Consider the following 15,606-nt stretch of genomic DNA (forward strand, 5'->3'; position numbering starts at 1 on the left):
AAAGTATACTTTATGAACTTAAACCCCAATATCCTCATTCCACAGGGTAGGCTTTTCCTGTATAAACCTCTGCATTAGTTCCACGCATTCCTGGCTATCAACCACCTCAACCTCTACCCCTCTTGAGCGAAGAAGCTCTTCCTCTCCCATAAAAGTACGGTTCTCACCTATGACAACTTTAGGTATGCCATATAGTAAAATGGTGCCTGAGCACATAGGGCATGGCGAAAGGGTTGTATAAAGCACACACTCGCGGTAAACCGTTGCGGGCTGCCGGCCAGCGTTTTCCAGTGCGTCCATCTCTCCGTGAAGCACCACGCTTCCTTCCTGCACTCTCTTGTTATGCCCACGGCCAAGAATCTTATCCTTGTGCACCAGCACAGAGCCAATTGGTATGCCGCCTTCTTCGTACCCTGTTTTTGCTTCTTCCAGTGCTGCCTGTAAATACTGATCCATAAGTTTATGTGTTAGTTTTAGGTCTATAGTACTTGCTTTCGTGGCCTGTGGGTTCAATACCAGAGCCTTACTATACAAGATAAGCTATACCAGAGCCTGAGGCAATACAGCCGTGAAAATAAAATTTGTATATTCTAATAAAGATGCAAACTATAGCCTCTATAGTATAAAACTTAAAGCATTTGCCTTAGTATACTTCAATATCTTTTGTAGGCTATATTTTTTGGCCTTGTTTAGTGTTTTTAACAAGTTTTATATTTTTTTCCTGCCCTCTAAAATATGGTTAACTTTGCTTGCCTATAACGATACTTACTTGATGGAGGCCATTAAAGAAACTCATTTCTCCTTTGCCGGACAAACCGGTTTTTATAGGGGCAAAGTACGCGATGTTTACTATTTTGAGGATAGAATAGCCATTGTCGCCACCGATCGCATCTCAGCCTTCGATGTGGTATTGCCGCGCGCCATACCTTACAAAGGCCAGGTGCTAAACCAAATTGCTAGCATCAACCTGCAAGCTACTTCCGACACTGTACCTAACTGGGTAATCAGCACACCAGACCCGAATGTTACCATTGGCTACCGTTGCGAGCCATTTAAAGTAGAGATGGTAATACGTGGTTATCTGGCTGGCCATGCCTGGCGCGAGTACAAAGCTGGCAAGCGTATACTCTGCGGAGTAGCCCTCCCGGAGGGCCTGCGCGAGAATGATAAACTGCCTGAGCCAATCATCACCCCTACTACCAAAGCTGATGAAGGACACGACGAAGACATCTCGAGAGAAGATATTTTAGCGAAAGGCCTTGTGTCTGAGCAAGATTATCTTAAATTAGAGCATTATACGCGAGCCCTTTTTGAGCGTGGTACAAAGTTGGCCAAGCAACGCGGACTGATACTGGTGGATACCAAGTATGAGTTTGGCAAGTATAAGGACCAGATTTTCCTCATCGACGAGATTCACACACCAGACTCCTCACGCTACTTCTATTCTGAGGGCTATGCCGAGCGCCAGCAACAAGGTGAGCCACAACGCCAGCTTTCCAAAGAATTTGTGCGACAGTGGTTAATTGAGAACGGCTTCCAGGGTAAAGAAGGACAGCTGGTGCCTGAAATGACCGACGAAGTTGTGAGAAGTATCTCGGAACGCTATATTGAGCTGTATGAGGTATTTACAGGTCAGAAATTTATAAAAGAGGATTACGTTTCAGTGCTGGAACGCATTGAGCAGCACATTGATGACAATATTTTTACTACCAAAAATTAAGTTTGTTAAAGTAGATTTTGGTACATTCGCATTTAAATCCTTTACTGGTAGACTATGAAGTACACGATAGATAAGAAAGAAAACTACACGATTATCACGATAGATGAGAAGAAGTTGGATACTTCAATCGCACCAGACCTGAAGTCTGAGTTCGTGAAATTGAATGCCGAAGGGATCAACAACCTGATTCTTGACCTGAACGAAGTAAAATATACAGACTCTTCTGGACTTAGCTCAATCCTTATCGCTAACCGCCTTTGCAACTCATCAAACGGTCTCCTGATCCTGACTGGTTTGCAAGACCACGTGATGAAGCTGATCTCGATTTCTAAGCTGGAGTCGGTACTAAACATTCTGCCTACTGTAGAAGAGGCAATAGATCGTGTTTTCCTGCACGAAATTGAGCAGGACCTGACTAACAAGGAAGACTAAGCACAACCGCCGCCTGTGGATTTCGAACTCAGGATATTGGGTAGTTCGTCGGCCACACCATCGGCAAACAGACACCATACCGCCCAGGTTTTAACCATTGGCAATCAGTACCACCTGGTTGATTGCGGTGAAGGAACACAAATGCAGCTGATGCTTTACAAGATAAAGCATCAGCGCATTTGTAATATCTACATCAGTCACTTACATGGTGACCATTACTTTGGCTTGGCAGGCTTGATCTCCACTATGCACCTGCAGGGCCGCCAAACACCTCTCCATCTTTTTGGCCCTCCCGGCCTCTCCGAAATTCTTAGCCTCCAGTTTAAGTACTCTGGTACCAACCTCAACTTTAAGCTTGTGTTTCACGAGCTGGATACAACTTGCTACAAAAAGATTTTTGAGGATAAAGGCATCACGGTGCATACCATACCCATGGAGCACCGTGTTCCTTGCTGTGGCTTTTTGTTCCGGGAAAAGCAAAAGCCCCGCCCCCTTATTAAAGAGAAACTGCCGGACTTTTTGCGCCCCCCACAGCTGGTGCGCCTGAAGTGGGGCGAAGACATCAAAGACGAGGCTGGCAACATTATTTTACGGAATAGCGACGTTACACTGGAACCCAAACGCAGCCGCAGCTATGCTTACTGTGCCGATAGCCGGTATAAGCCAGACCTGCTGCCCTACCTGCGCCAAGTAGACCTGCTGTACCACGAGGCCACCTTTACCGACGACCTTCGTGAACGCGCTGATTATACCTTTCACAGCACTGCCCGCCAAGCTGCTGAACTTGCAGCCGCCGCTCAGGTGCGCCATTTGCTAATCGGGCACTTTTCAGTGCGCTACAAAGACTTAAGCCCCCTATTGCAGGAGGCTCAGGAGGTGTTTACAAAAACAGATCTCGCTATAGAAGGCAGCATTTTCTGCGTTAGGGAGTAAGGTTCATTAAACCTTATTGACCGCTGGCTGTTTGTCTCAGAATATTTCGGGCAGAGCAAGCGAATTGTTATATTTCATGTCCGATCACCAATCCAGATAATACAACACCTAAAACCCTGCCCTGAATTATGGAAAATCCAGCCACAGCTTTACAGCAGCAAAAGCGCACGACCCTTTTTCTGGTACTCAGTGGCATCTTTATCTCCAATGCGCTACTGGCTGAGCTTATAGGTGTAAAAATATTTTCGGGAGAAGCCTTATTGGGCCTGCCAGGGGCTCAGATACCTTTAGGTGGCGAAAAGCTTGATTTTAACCTGACTGCCGGTGTCATCATCTGGCCGATTGTTTTCATCACCACAGACATCATAAATGAATACTTTGGAAAAGCAGGTGTTAAGAAAATAAGCATACTAACTGTAGTACTGATACTTTATGCTTTTCTGGTAATCACAGCAGTTACAGGCTTGCCACCTGCACAATTCTGGCTGGATGTTAACAGCACGGATGCCCAGGGCAAACCCTTCGATATAAATTATGCCTACAACAGTGTGTACCGCCAAGGTCTAGGAATCATACTTGGCTCTGTTGCTGCTTTCCTGCTCTCCCAGTTTCTGGATGCTACCGTGTTCCATTGGCTTCGCCGCTTTACAGGCAGTAAAAAAATCTGGCTTCGTGCCACAGGCTCTACCCTTGTCTCGCAACTCATAGACTCTTTTGTAGTGCTTTTTATCGCCTTCTTTGTCTTTGGAAACTGGTCTATGACCCAGGTGTTATCTGTGGCCGTGATCAACTACATTTACAAGTTCTGTATAGCCATTCTTCTCACCCCGTTGCTTTATGTAGCACACTACCTTATTGACAGCTACCTAGGGGAGCGGCAAGCAGAAAGGCTTATAGAAGAAGCTGCTACTAAAAGCGAGCATTAGCACAATTATTCAGTATCATTTTCAATACTTTACAGTCTTGAAAGAAATTTTATTTGGTTTTATACTTTCTCCTATCCTAACTTTGCAGTCTTGCAAAATATGAAATGCCTGCACATTTAGCACATACACAGATTTTCATCACAGGCTACGAGCTGCACGACCTGTAACAGCTCCCCATTCTCTTTTGGGGCTGCTTCGGCCCCTCCTATGCTATTTTTTGTTGATTTATTTTTAGACTGGAGGGACAATTATGTTCAGAGGTGTCGCCATGGTATTTTTTGGCGCGTGTAGTTTTGGGGTACTTTCTACTTTTGTTAAGCTAGCCTATAAAGAAGGTTTTGATTTGGGTGAGGTAACGGGCACCCAGGTCTTTTTTGGGTTGATTATTCTTTGGACCATCGTGCTGTTGCGTGCGCTGCTTGGCAGCAAAAGCAACAGCACGTCGTTCAGGGAAAAGATCAAGCTAGTTGCCATGGGCACTAGTACCGGCCTTGTCAGTATCTTCTATTATAAGTGCGTACAGACCGTTCCGGCATCCATCGCTATCCTGCTGCTGATGCAGTTTACCTGGATAAGCTTGTTGCTGGATTCCATCATAAAGCGCAAGTTGCCGAGCCTTTCGCAGGTCATCATGGTGGCACTCGTGCTATTAGGTACAGCTATGGCTGGCCGCCTTTTCTCAGAAAAAATTCCTGATTTTGATTTAGCAGGTATAGGTTTCGGGCTGTTGGCTGCCTTGTGCTACACTTTCTTTTTGATGATAAACGGAGCCGCTGGCAATAACATGCATCCTACTACCAAAAGTGCGCTTATACTCACTGGAGCCTGTGTGCTGGTACTAAGCCTATTTCCACCGGTTTTCCTGATAAATGGTGCCCTCTTTGATGGCCTGTTCAAGTGGGGCTTGGTTTTAGCCTTGTTTGGAACAGTAATTCCACCGCTATTTTATGCCTATGGTATACCTAAAACAGGGTTAGGCCTGAGCGCCATTCTAAGTGCTGCAGAGTTACCTGTAGCCGTACTGATGTCGAACCTGGTACTGCACGAGGAGGTGTGGGCTGTGCAGTGGGCTGGCGTTGCTCTAATCCTCCTGGCAATCATACTTTCCAATATAAACTCGGTAAGGCAGAAAAAACGCAGAGCAACGACTATTGCAGCTTAAAAAAGATATCATTGGTTGATTAATAAGAGGGTTAGGCATTGCAATGGGCAATCGTTTAACCCTCCCTTTTTTAGATAGTGTACTATCTAATGGCATATAGCGTAATTTCACCTTCCTGCTTTCGGTCAATTTCGCTTAATTTGCAAAGCAAAAAATAAACACCCTAACCTATGGCACGTTACCTTACCGGAATTCAGGCTACTGGCAGACCGCACCTGGGCAACCTGCTCGGCGCCATTATTCCAGCTATCAAGTTTTCCGAAACCTCTGACCAGGAGGCCCTGTATTTTATCGCTGACATGCACTCGCTCACAACCATTCGTGATGCCGAAGCGCTGCGACACAACACTTACTCAGTAGCGGCTGCCTGGCTTGCCTTTGGTTTCGATACTGACAAACATATTTTCTACCGCCAGTCGGATGTTCCGATGGTAACAGAGTTGACTTGGTACCTGAACTGCTTTACACCGTTCCCAATGCTGGCCAACGCGCACTCGTTCAAAGACAAGTCGTCGCGCCGTGGCCTTTCTGATGTAAATGCTGGTTTATTTACTTATCCAGTGCTAATGGCAGCTGACATTCTGATGTACGACGCCAATTTTGTTCCTGTAGGCAAAGATCAGATACAGCACCTGGAAATCACCAGAGATATTGCCAGCTCGTTCAACCATACCTTTGGCGAAACGTTTGTGCTGCCAGAGGCAAAGACTGACGAGACCGTGATGACCGTACCAGGCATCAACGGTGAGAAGATGAGCAAGTCTTACGGCAACATCATTGATATCTTTGAGGCTGACAAACCGCTGCGCAAAACCATCATGAGCATCGTAACGGATAGCACAGCACTGGAAGAGCCCAAGAACCCGGACGAGGATACAACCTTTAAGCTGTACAGTCTGTTGGCATCACCTGAAGAAGTAGAGGCTATGCGCCAGAACTACCTGGCTGGTGGCTACGGCTACGGTCATGCAAAGCAAGCCCTGTATGAGCTCATCATAAAGAAATATGCTAAGGAGCGCGAAGTATTCAACTACTACATGAGCAACCTACCGGAGCTCGATAAGAAGTTGCTGGCAGGCGCTGAAAAAGCTAAGGCTATCGCAACACCAGTTCTGGAGCGCGTACGCCAGAAATTAGGCTACTAAAGCAAGTCACTAAGAAGAACGAAAAGGGGCAGTTGGTATACACCAGCTGCCCCTTTTTATATATCATACCTCCATTTTTCCTATGCCTTTCTAGTATCGTATAATTTCTATATCTTATAGCTAGATTCTTTACTTAGTCTAACCCATTGAATATAAACGTATGGCAAACGCAGTTGCAGCGTCTAATCCTTTAACACGCAAAAGTACGGAGCGTTACCTATCGCTGGATGTGCTTCGTGGGCTTACCGTAGCTCTGATGGTGATCGTAAATACACCAGGTAGCTGGAGCACAATTTACCCGCCGCTACGGCACGCACCATGGCATGGCTTTACCATCACTGATCTTGTTTTCCCGGCTTTCTTGTTTGCTGTAGGCAATGCGATGAGCTTTAGCATGCGCAAGTTCTCTTTGCAGCCCGAGAGCGAGTTTCTAAAGAAAGTCTTTAAGCGTACAGCCCTCATTTTCCTGATCGGAATACTTTTACGTGCCTTCCCCTTCGTAGCGCATGCCGAGGGAGGAGGTTTAGAAATGATAGACGTTTCTACCATCCGGGTTATGGGTGTATTGCAGCGAATTGCCCTCTGCTACCTTATTGGCTCTTTAGTGGTACACTATCTAAAGATAAAAGGCTCTGTTATATTCAGTGCTGTAGTGTTAGTAGGGTATTGGGCGGTAATGTACTTCTTTGGCGACCAGCCAGATCCCTATAGCCTGGAAGGTAACGCAGCGTTAAAATTTGACCTGCTATTCTTCTCTCCGGAAGTCCTCTACAAAGGGTACGGTATTCCGTTCGACCCGGAAGGATTATTGAGTACATTGCCTGCTGCCGTAAATGTCATAGCAGGCTACCTGGCAGGTGCTTTTATACAGAGGAACGGGAACAATCTGGGTACCATATTCAAGTTGAATTTAGCAGGAGCTGCAGTTATAGTAGTTGCCTTGGTTTGGGATCTTGTATTCCCAATTAACAAAGCCCTCTGGACAAGTTCTTATGCTTTATACTCTGTAGGACTAGTAATGCTGGTGCTAGGCGGGCTCATGCTCATTATTGAGGTAGCGAACTATAAGAAGTGGACCTACTTTTTTGAGGTATTTGGCAAAAACCCGCTATTCATCTTTAGTATGTCTGTACTTGTGATCAAGACCCTGAGCTTTATAAAAGTAGACGAGGAAACACGCTTGAGCCGTTGGATCTATCAGAACTGGTTCCTGAGCTGGGGAGAAGGAGAATTTGCCTCCCTTATGTTCGCACTCGCTTATATGCTAGTGCACTGGCTGATGGGCTACCTAATGGACCGAAACCGCATTTATATCAGGGTATGATCAGAAAGTAAAACTAAAAAGGCCGATAGCTTTAAATAGCTACCGGCCTTTTTAGTTTTACTCTATTTGTCTAGGCTGATTTTCCATAATAGCGGACATACCTTTCGTTGTACTCATCACCGCCTAATGAGCCATCGCCGTTGTCATCCCAAAGCGCAAAAACACCGCTTGTATACTCCTGCTCATCAATCATCTTGTCCTGGTTCTTATCCCAGCTCTGATGCAAGTTAGTAGAGGTCATGCTTTTCCTAAACTCTTCCTCCTCCAGTTTACCATCACCATTTGCATCCCAGCTGCTCCAGCTCTGGTTCTGGATACCAAAATCATTTGTAGCAGTTGTCCATTCCTGCTCATTTATCTCGTTGTTATCGTCCTGGTCCCAAATGGTGTAGAAGCTAGTGTAAAACTCCTCCTCAGTCAACTTTTCATCGTTATCCTCATCCCACTCATCGTAGTAATTATTCGTGGCAAAGGACTCATTAAACTTGTCGGTGTCCCAGTTATCCATAACACCTGCATTGGCGTCATTATCTTTGGTGATGGCTTCATCATTTTCTGCTGCAGTAGTGGTTTCGTTTCCTTCTCCTCCACAAGCTACAAAGCCCGCCAGTAAAGCAAAGCATGCGGCGTTTCTGATGAGCTTAAATAAACTTCTTTCCGTTGTTTTCATAGTATAGTAAGTTTTGAATCAATAGTATCTATACTAAATACTTACGAGGTAGCGTAGCGAGGGGGTTATGTAAGGGACAGATAAGACACTAGCATTAAGCTTGTGGGCTGCACCGCCCATCTCACATTACCGCAAATCAAAGGCATAAAAAAAGCACTCACTACTGCAAAGGCAGCTGTAAGTGCAACAGGCAATTCCTGATCAGCCAGTATATACTAGCTCTCGTCTGCTTCTTTGATGATCAAGTCGGCAGATGCTCGGTTCAAGGCAATAGGTATGTTGTTGATTACTGCCGTACGGATCAGGGTCTGGATGTCATGCTCATGCCCGTGCGGTGTTTCAGCATCAATAAAGAAGATGATCTTGTGTACTTCGTGTTGAAGAATCTTGGCAGCTAGTAAAATGTCGCCTCCGCTTGGGCCATGGCCAAAAGGCTTCACGTCGAGCTCCAGCATGTCGTTTAGCAATTTAGAGGTGTTGCTGGTGCCGATCAACTCGTGCTGTACGAGCACATCACGGTGTATCTTAGCCCAATTCAGCAAATCTGTCTTGCGCTGGTTATGAGCGATAAGTGCAATGGTAGTTTTCATAAGTTTCTTTTTGTTAAAGGACTTCTGCTTTCAGAAGCCTTCCTAAAGATACTGTTTTTTTGTAAAAGCGATGCCGATGCGCTGCAAATGCGCCATACGCCCATCAAAAAAGAACTACCCGCTCTTGCCGTTCCACTTAAGATACTTGCTCTAAAACCTGACATTGTCCCGGAATTTTACTATCTTTGAAATAATAGCACATCCTGCATCCTTCTCTGATTTGCGCTCTTAGCCGCTCATTGGTTTACCCTCCTGCGGCACTATCAGAAATTACCTGTCAGGGATTATCGTGCTGCAGCTCTTTCCTCAGAGAAGAGAATGCAGGCGCTGCCACTTTGTACTTATGCGAAGCCAAGAGCAGCTTATTTTTAAATGTCTCTGTACCTGCCGCTTAAATAGCAGGTGCTAATTAGGCTCAAAGGCCAGAGGCAAATTTCTCACTCAAAAAATACACTATGGCAAGATCTCAAAACACATTTCTGAAGAAGCAACGCGAGAAGAAAAAGCAAAAAAAGAAAGAAGAAAAAGTACAGCGTAAGCAAGAACGCCAGGAGAACTCGGCAGGCGGAAGCTTAGATGCCATGATAGCTTATGTAGACGAATTCGGAAACATAACCGATACACCTCCCGAAGAAAAGGAGGAAACTTCATCCGATGAAAACAACAAGGCTTAATCCGCAGTAAAGGCAGGCAAGAAACATTTTCTTACCTGCCTTTTTCACTTTCTGAAGTATAACTGGAAGCGCTGTATCCTTGCACTAAAAACCAGAATTACCTCTTTTGAGCCAAAGCCCTTTTGATGGCCTCTTCTGCAAGTGGTGCCATCACTTTATAACCTGCCTCATTTGGGTGTACCCCATCGTAAGTATAAGCTTCCTTTAACCCCTGCCGCTCATCAGCCATTGCTGTGTGGTAGTCGATGTACTGCAAGCCATTTTTATCGGCGTAGCTCTTGATCATTTTGTTTAGTGCTACAATTTTTTGCGCCGGCTCCAATCCTGGCTTCCAGCCATAGTCGTATGCAGGCAATACTGAGGCAAGCACTACTTTTATGTTGTTAGCTTTAGCCAATTCTGCCATAGATATGATGTTCCCGGCTATCTCCTCCAAAGTGGCAGGACCGGTGTTGCCAGCAATATCATTGGTTCCGGCCAGTATCACCACCACTGCCGGCTTTAAGTTGATTACATCAGGCCTGAACCGAAGCAGCATTTGCGGTGTTGTCTGCCCGCTAATGCCCCGGTTTATATAGGGTTTGTCTGCAAAAAACTTTGGGCTCAGTTTTCCCCATCCTTCAGTGATGGAATTCCCCATAAACACCACCCGCTTCTCCCCTTTGGCTGGGGAGCTAAGTTTTGCGTTCTCATCTCTATAACGGTTAAGATTTGCCCAATCCTGGGCGTAAGATACTTCGGCAGTGAGCATCGCAAGTAGAATGGTACAGAGCAGTAAGTGAAGCTTTTTCATGTGTTTGTCTATTTCAGATAGTGTATTCTGGTATCATAAAACCATTTTCATTTGGTACAGGTCAAAGCCCTCCGCCCAGAAATCTTTTTCTGTTTTCTCCAGCGTGAAGCCGGCCTTCTCATAGAATTTGTACACAAGCTGTGTTGTCCTTACATAGATCACCTCCACAGAAGCGTTCCTTCTGATGTAATCGACTCTGTATTGCAGTAGCTCTTTTCCCACTCCTTTTCCCTGGTAAGCTGGATGAATAATGTCCCAGGAAATGCGTGCGGTTTTGTCCGGGAAATAGTTAATGCCACCTGAGCCAATAATTTTACCTTCCACCTCGACTACAAAGTAGCTTTCCACATGTTTATTGAGGTATTCTATAAAGTCGGCTTCCTCTTCCTCCGCAAAATATTGCGGTGTATTAAGCCTCAGCAGCTCAAGAAGCTCTTCTTTATCCTGGCTTGAATAAGGTCTGATCATACAAAGTATTTTGACATTCCCACCGCTAAAGCAGGTTGGATTCTTGGGCTACCTCGCTACTGCGACCGTATATCTCCCAAGCTGAAACGGTCTGCCCGACCGCCTTATTTCTTATATTGATGGCTGCGTTCACATCCCTGTCCAGGACGTGTCCGTTAGAACAAGTCCAATACCTGTCTGCTAGCTGCAGGTCGGTGTTACGCCAGCCACAAACCCAGCAGTCCTGAGAAGTATGGTGGGGGGCTACCTTTATAAGCTCCCGACCATACCATTTGGACTTGTAGGCTAACATCTGCACGAACTGATACCACCCAGCATCGCTGATGCTTTTGGCAAGTTTACGGTTCTTGAGCATATGCTGCACTTGCAGGTTCTCAACAACAATCGCTTGGTTCTCGCGAATGAGTTGAGTAGTCAGCTTGTGGTGGAAGTCCTTGCGGGTGTTGCTCACTTTCTGGTGCAGCCTGGCAAGTTTGCCGGCAGCCTTGCGCCTGTTGCTGCCACCTTTCTTCTTCCTCGATACAGCACGTTGCGCTCTCCTTAACTGGTGCTGATAGCGGTATAGGTGTTTAGGATTGTCTACAACAACACCATCAGACGTGACAACGAAGGATTTTATACCGACATCCAAACCTACCACATTGCTTATCTGTGGTAGTCGCTCAATATCCACCTGGCAACACAGCGTCACATACCACCCATCGGCTTCCTTGACAACGCTGGCTGTCTTGATACCCCCCTGCACATCCTGTGACCTGCGATAGTTAACCTTCCCGATCTTAGGTAGTTGAATTTTACAAGTGTTCTGGTGCAGCTTCACACCCTGTTTAAATGTGAATGACCTGTACAGGCTACGTTTGGCGAACCTGGGGAAGCCTTTGCCCTGCTTAAAGAAACCATCGTAGGATTTGAACAACCTATCTGTCACCTCCTGTAAAGTTTGTGAGTGTACGCACCCGATCCATTCTACGTCCCTGGCGATAGCAGAAAGCTCTTTCTGCATCTGGTTCTTCGATACGGAGATTTGATAGTTGGTCCAGAGGTGTTTCTTGTAGTCCAGACACAGGTTATAGACATACCGGCACGAACCGAGCCACTGGGCAAAAGCCTGTGCCTGCGCCCTGGTGGGTTTGAGTTTGAAGCGGTATGTCTTGATCTGGTTCACGGCTGCTTTTGGCGCCTTGCCCGGTGCAGGGCATGTTTGCTGCAGCAAAGGTAACAGCCGGCAAGTGCAGGCGGTAGAACATAGGGTAAGATCAAACCCAGCAAAAGTGAAGGAATGTCGCACCACATCCAGAGCGTCTTTGCCCACATCGACGCCCAGGTTCTGACAGAGTAAATTCTTCATAGCTGAAAGGGACTAAAGTGGACAAAAAACATTCATCTTCCGGGCCTGCACTCACTCATGCCTGCGGATGGGGCAGCCTCTAGGTACTGTCCAGGCTTTTAAGAAGAAGAGAAAGGGAAGGGCTTACTTGGGGGCGACATCATCAAAGTGTCTAGTGCAAGGGCTTTCTCCTTCCCTTTCTGTTAGCTTACGTTTAAGAGCCTGATAAAATTGCACATCCGCTTATACTGCCAAAGATATGAGTGCCAAGGCTTTCTTTGGCATTTACTCGTAAGATTAATACTTCAACAAAGCCTCTCACTTCTGGGAGGCTTTGTTGTTGATAGAACCTTAGAACGTTGAGGGGCTGCACTCCGCATTCTTAGCTGCTATTGCGGAAGCTCGGCCATCTCTTTTTCATACTTTAAAAGCTCAAGATAAGGATCCCCCTGCAGGCCTAAGGCTTGTGCAAAAGCAGGTTCTGTTTTAAGTCCTTCAAGCTTTAACCTCCGGATATTTTCCCTGAATTCGCCTCCCATCATATTAAGCAGGTAATTTTCAATAAGCATGTGCCTGTAAGCAAGCTGTTCATGCGAAGGAGTGTTCTGCCCAAAGACTTCTACTTCGAAGCCAGCTAGCATAAAACTAGCTATTACAGTATACTGCCCCCGCACTTCAGATTCAGATAATTTATACCCGGCGTAATCCGAAAAGCAATTAGTCAGGGTAGTTCTAAACTGTTTAGCATCCTCCCAGTAACAGATAATGTCGAGGTCACTGTTATCTACATCAATAGCTATAGGTATGGTACCGGCTAACACTGGTTCGTAGGGGCTTAGGTGCTCCATCACCGCATATTTGGTAAATACACCATACGCCCTTTGCTGTTTTGGATTTCCATTCTTTAGGTATTCGATAGTCTTGAAGTTCATAAGCGGTGTTCTGCATTGGCCATGTTTCCTACACCTTTAGACAGGGTAGTGTTTTGCTTTGGTTTTACTAGTTCTGTCTATCCTACCTTTATAAACATTCAGAATTCAATTTTGGTGGTTCTAAGGTGCCTTAACCCTTATACAACGTGTCCTGCGGCCTATAACTACAGATTTCAAAAATAAAGCACTTTATTTCATCTCCTTTCTGAAGAAAGTATAGGTCAGGCCAACCTGAAGAACTTTATTGGCTCCTTGTGTCCTTAAAGAGTGTACACGCTCATCCTTTCCAAAATAAACGAAATGAAAGTAGTTTTGGAAACCGTGGGCATACCTTACGTCTATACCGAACTTCGGAGTTATGTTGTAAGCAAGGCCCCAGTTGAAGCCCCAGTCAACTTTCCTATTTGGATTGCCAAGAGTATGAGTCTCGCCCCTGTACCTAGAGTAGTACCATGCCAGAAAGTTGACTTCAGGACCAGCCAGTAGAGTTAATCTTTCGTTTGCCTCATACCCAAGCAGCACAGGAACACTTAGGTAGTCATAATTTATAGAACCATCACCATAGATTTCATGGTTCGAAAATCGTGTACCTTTACTGGAGTAAAGCGCTTCGGGCCTGATAATTAACTTTTCTGTTAGGTTTATTTCTGAATATGCACCGAAGAAGAAACTTGGCTTAATATGGTTCTCTTCTACTGCTCGTAAATCCATGGTTGCTAAAACTCCTCCAGCTCTTATGCCCATTCCTATTTGTCCGAGGCTAAACTCGACAGAGCAAATAAAGAAGGAGAATAATAAACAGATTCTTTTCATAGGCTTTGCATATTACTTCTAAGGGTTCAGTTTCATAAATGGCAGACTTATTTATAGCTTACTCTTACTTCTAAGTCCGCTATCATGCCTAGTGGTTTCAAAAAACTTATTGATGGTCTGATAAGGTGGGTCTCAATGAACTATAGGTTTTGAGAGTGCCTGTTCTTTTGTAGTAGTTCCTTTATTTCACTATCACGTAGTTCGTAATTTTACTTTTAGCTAAACGGATTTGGCTTTGCGGTGGCGCAGCTATCGTAAAGGTTGGGTTAGGGGACAGCTTATGTCTTTTAGGCACCTATAGGTGTAAAGAGTATCATTTCGTTGTTCTAACTTATGAACCCCTTCTTCAGTGAAGAAAAAGTAATCCTTGTTTAGTACCTGCTGACCGTTCGCTGTCAAGACTAAACAAAATAGAGCAAGAAGTATAAGTATGTTTTTCATATTTGTTGGTTACCCCTAACTAGCGGAAATACGTAAGCATACGTTTAGCCGGACTATATCTGTACTTCTGCCCCTACGAGCCGGAGCAGGGTATGTACTCACTAGCACCTCAAGCTGTCTTTGCCTAATTGTATACACTCAGTGCAATAGTATACAGCAGTAACTCATCGTTTTTCACTCGCACATTCTTTTCATACCGTAATCCTAGCTTTTCCAGAAGGTAGATGGATTTCTGGTTCTCTTTAAGAACAGTAGCATGAACATGTGTGAACGCTGTATTCAGCTTTACTTCCTCTAAAACAGTACCCGTTGCTTCGTAAGCGTAGCCTTGGCTTCTATATTCTGGCAGAAAGGTAAAACCAATATAAGGGTGCTGCAGGTATTCTCTTTTTATGAAGGTTATAATGCCAACAGGTGGCTTCTCTTGCTTTAGGCGTACCACCCAGCACTCCGTATCGGGGTTGGTAACCATACCTTCTATGTATACTTCTGCGGCAGCCCTGGAGGTAACATTTCTGTCGCCATTAAACCTCTTCCAATCTGGCAGGTTCACCAGCTCAAATATAAAATTAGCATCATGTGCTCCTATTTTATCCAATGACAGGCGGCTTATAGTATAGCTGCTACGCATACATAGGTGGCATTGTGTAGTAAATCTAACACCTTGGTTTGCTTATCCAGATAATAAGATATTTTAGAAGGCACACAAAAGAACCGCGCCTGCCCTGGCATATAGCACAAGGCAGGCGCGGTTTGTATGAATTAACCACCAGAGCTATTTCCTCTGGTATAGTTGATTTGTTTATTTAGCTGTTATTCTGCAGTCCAAAGCACACGCTCCTGGTCAGCAAGAACTAGCAGAACCCGTGGTGGGTTTGCTACCAGCACCAGGCGCATTTCTACACCCGGAAAACTATCCGACTCTACCCAAACGCCCTCTGTTTCGTCACCATCTTCCAGCTCTTTTCCGTCCAGGGAGCTAGCCAGGTAAGCAGTAGGCAACAAGATATCAGCATCTGATTTTATCTTGCCGTGTACATCTTCCAGTACATCCTCCAGCTCATCGCCGTACTCTTCGTTAAAATCGTCTTCCAGGTCGTGTAGCTCTTCTTCTATGTCATCATAGCGCGCATCGTTGTAGTCAAGCGCTCTTAACTCTTGCTTCTTCTCCAGGATGGCCACAATGGACTCGTTCAGGGCTTTTGCGTTCATGTTGTCTCGTATTTTTTACAAAGTTGGAAACATGCCTCAGTAAT

18 protein-coding genes are annotated in these 15,606 nt (G+C 45.3%); 8 read left to right on the forward strand and 10 right to left on the reverse strand.

All coding sequences use genetic code 11. The features are described 5' to 3' along the window. Positions 1 to 18 precede the first annotated feature (18 nt). Complete coding sequence (locus PKOR_RS21620; protein ID WP_046313462.1) at positions 19 to 456, reverse strand: nucleoside deaminase; 438 nt, start codon at positions 454 to 456, stop codon at positions 19 to 21. A 316-nt stretch (positions 457 to 772) separates the two neighbouring features. Here PKOR_RS21620 and PKOR_RS21625 point away from each other — a divergent pair, with 316 nt between their 5' ends. The 7 genes from PKOR_RS21625 (at position 773) to PKOR_RS21655 (ending at position 7,642) form a co-directional block, all read left to right on the forward strand. After that, positions 773 to 1,720, forward strand: coding sequence for a phosphoribosylaminoimidazolesuccinocarboxamide synthase (locus PKOR_RS21625; protein WP_046314751.1), 948 nt, complete (start codon positions 773 to 775; stop codon positions 1,718 to 1,720). A 54-nt stretch (positions 1,721 to 1,774) separates the two neighbouring features. Then, the gene (locus PKOR_RS21630) at positions 1,775 to 2,152 is read left to right on the forward strand and encodes an STAS domain-containing protein (protein ID WP_046313463.1); all 378 of its coding nucleotides are present in this window, start codon (positions 1,775 to 1,777) and stop codon (positions 2,150 to 2,152) included. A 15-nt stretch (positions 2,153 to 2,167) separates the two neighbouring features. Next, complete coding sequence (locus tag PKOR_RS21635; protein WP_046313465.1) at positions 2,168 to 3,085, forward strand: ribonuclease Z; 918 nt, start codon at positions 2,168 to 2,170, stop codon at positions 3,083 to 3,085. 128 nt (positions 3,086 to 3,213) lie between these two features. Further along, positions 3,214 to 4,011: a queuosine precursor transporter gene (locus PKOR_RS21640; RefSeq protein WP_046313468.1), complete on the forward strand. Its 798-nt coding sequence runs from the start codon at positions 3,214 to 3,216 to the stop codon at positions 4,009 to 4,011. A 250-nt stretch (positions 4,012 to 4,261) separates the two neighbouring features. Further along, positions 4,262 to 5,173 (forward strand): EamA family transporter, encoded by a 912-nt coding sequence (locus PKOR_RS21645; RefSeq protein WP_046313470.1) that lies wholly within the window; start codon positions 4,262 to 4,264, stop codon positions 5,171 to 5,173. Between the two features lie 170 nt (positions 5,174 to 5,343). Next, positions 5,344 to 6,318, forward strand: coding sequence for a tryptophan--tRNA ligase (gene trpS / locus PKOR_RS21650; RefSeq protein ID WP_046313472.1), 975 nt, complete (start codon positions 5,344 to 5,346; stop codon positions 6,316 to 6,318). A gap of 160 nt (positions 6,319 to 6,478) precedes the next feature. Next, positions 6,479 to 7,642, forward strand: a complete 1,164-nt coding sequence (locus PKOR_RS21655; RefSeq protein ID WP_046313473.1) for an acyltransferase family protein — start codon at positions 6,479 to 6,481, stop codon at positions 7,640 to 7,642. 70 nt (positions 7,643 to 7,712) lie between these two features. On the opposite strand, the gene PKOR_RS21660 is transcribed toward PKOR_RS21655, so the two are convergent. After that, entirely contained in the window at positions 7,713 to 8,312 is a 600-nt protein-coding gene (locus PKOR_RS21660) for an EF-hand domain-containing protein (RefSeq protein WP_046313474.1), read from the reverse strand. A 215-nt stretch (positions 8,313 to 8,527) separates the two neighbouring features. Continuing rightward, complete coding sequence (locus PKOR_RS21665; RefSeq protein ID WP_046313476.1) at positions 8,528 to 8,902, reverse strand: methylglyoxal synthase; 375 nt, start codon at positions 8,900 to 8,902, stop codon at positions 8,528 to 8,530. A gap of 455 nt (positions 8,903 to 9,357) precedes the next feature. On the opposite strand from PKOR_RS21665, the gene PKOR_RS21675 reads away from it, so the two are divergent. After that, entirely contained in the window at positions 9,358 to 9,576 is a 219-nt protein-coding gene (locus tag PKOR_RS21675) for a hypothetical protein (protein WP_046313479.1), read from the forward strand. 97 nt (positions 9,577 to 9,673) lie between these two features. Here PKOR_RS21675 and PKOR_RS24915 read toward each other — a convergent pair whose 3' ends face one another. From PKOR_RS24915 to PKOR_RS21710, 7 genes are all read right to left on the reverse strand, one after another. Next, positions 9,674 to 10,369 carry an SGNH/GDSL hydrolase family protein gene (locus PKOR_RS24915; RefSeq protein ID WP_046313480.1) on the reverse strand — a complete coding sequence of 232 codons (696 nt, stop codon included), beginning with the start codon at positions 10,367 to 10,369 and terminating at the stop codon, positions 9,674 to 9,676. 33 nt (positions 10,370 to 10,402) lie between these two features. Next, positions 10,403 to 10,837, reverse strand: coding sequence for a GNAT family N-acetyltransferase (locus PKOR_RS24920; RefSeq protein ID WP_046313482.1), 435 nt, complete (start codon positions 10,835 to 10,837; stop codon positions 10,403 to 10,405). A 25-nt stretch (positions 10,838 to 10,862) separates the two neighbouring features. Next, entirely contained in the window at positions 10,863 to 12,185 is a 1,323-nt protein-coding gene (locus PKOR_RS21690; protein ID WP_052739018.1) for an RNA-guided endonuclease InsQ/TnpB family protein, read from the reverse strand. Positions 12,186 to 12,553: 368 nt separating this feature from the next. After that, positions 12,554 to 13,096 carry a DUF4269 domain-containing protein gene (locus tag PKOR_RS21695; protein ID WP_046313484.1) on the reverse strand — a complete coding sequence of 181 codons (543 nt, stop codon included), beginning with the start codon at positions 13,094 to 13,096 and terminating at the stop codon, positions 12,554 to 12,556. A 189-nt stretch (positions 13,097 to 13,285) separates the two neighbouring features. Then, positions 13,286 to 13,909: a porin family protein gene (locus PKOR_RS21700; protein WP_084694880.1), complete on the reverse strand. Its 624-nt coding sequence runs from the start codon at positions 13,907 to 13,909 to the stop codon at positions 13,286 to 13,288. Between the two features lie 565 nt (positions 13,910 to 14,474). Beyond that, positions 14,475 to 14,948, reverse strand: coding sequence for a GNAT family N-acetyltransferase (locus tag PKOR_RS21705; RefSeq protein ID WP_158453816.1), 474 nt, complete (start codon positions 14,946 to 14,948; stop codon positions 14,475 to 14,477). 215 nt (positions 14,949 to 15,163) lie between these two features. After that, positions 15,164 to 15,562 carry a hypothetical protein gene (locus PKOR_RS21710; protein WP_046313489.1) on the reverse strand — a complete coding sequence of 133 codons (399 nt, stop codon included), beginning with the start codon at positions 15,560 to 15,562 and terminating at the stop codon, positions 15,164 to 15,166. Between the last annotated feature and the right edge of the window lie 44 nt (positions 15,563 to 15,606).

The sequence above is a fragment of the Pontibacter korlensis genome (assembly GCF_000973725.1).
Taxonomy (GTDB): domain Bacteria; phylum Bacteroidota; class Bacteroidia; order Cytophagales; family Hymenobacteraceae; genus Pontibacter; species Pontibacter korlensis.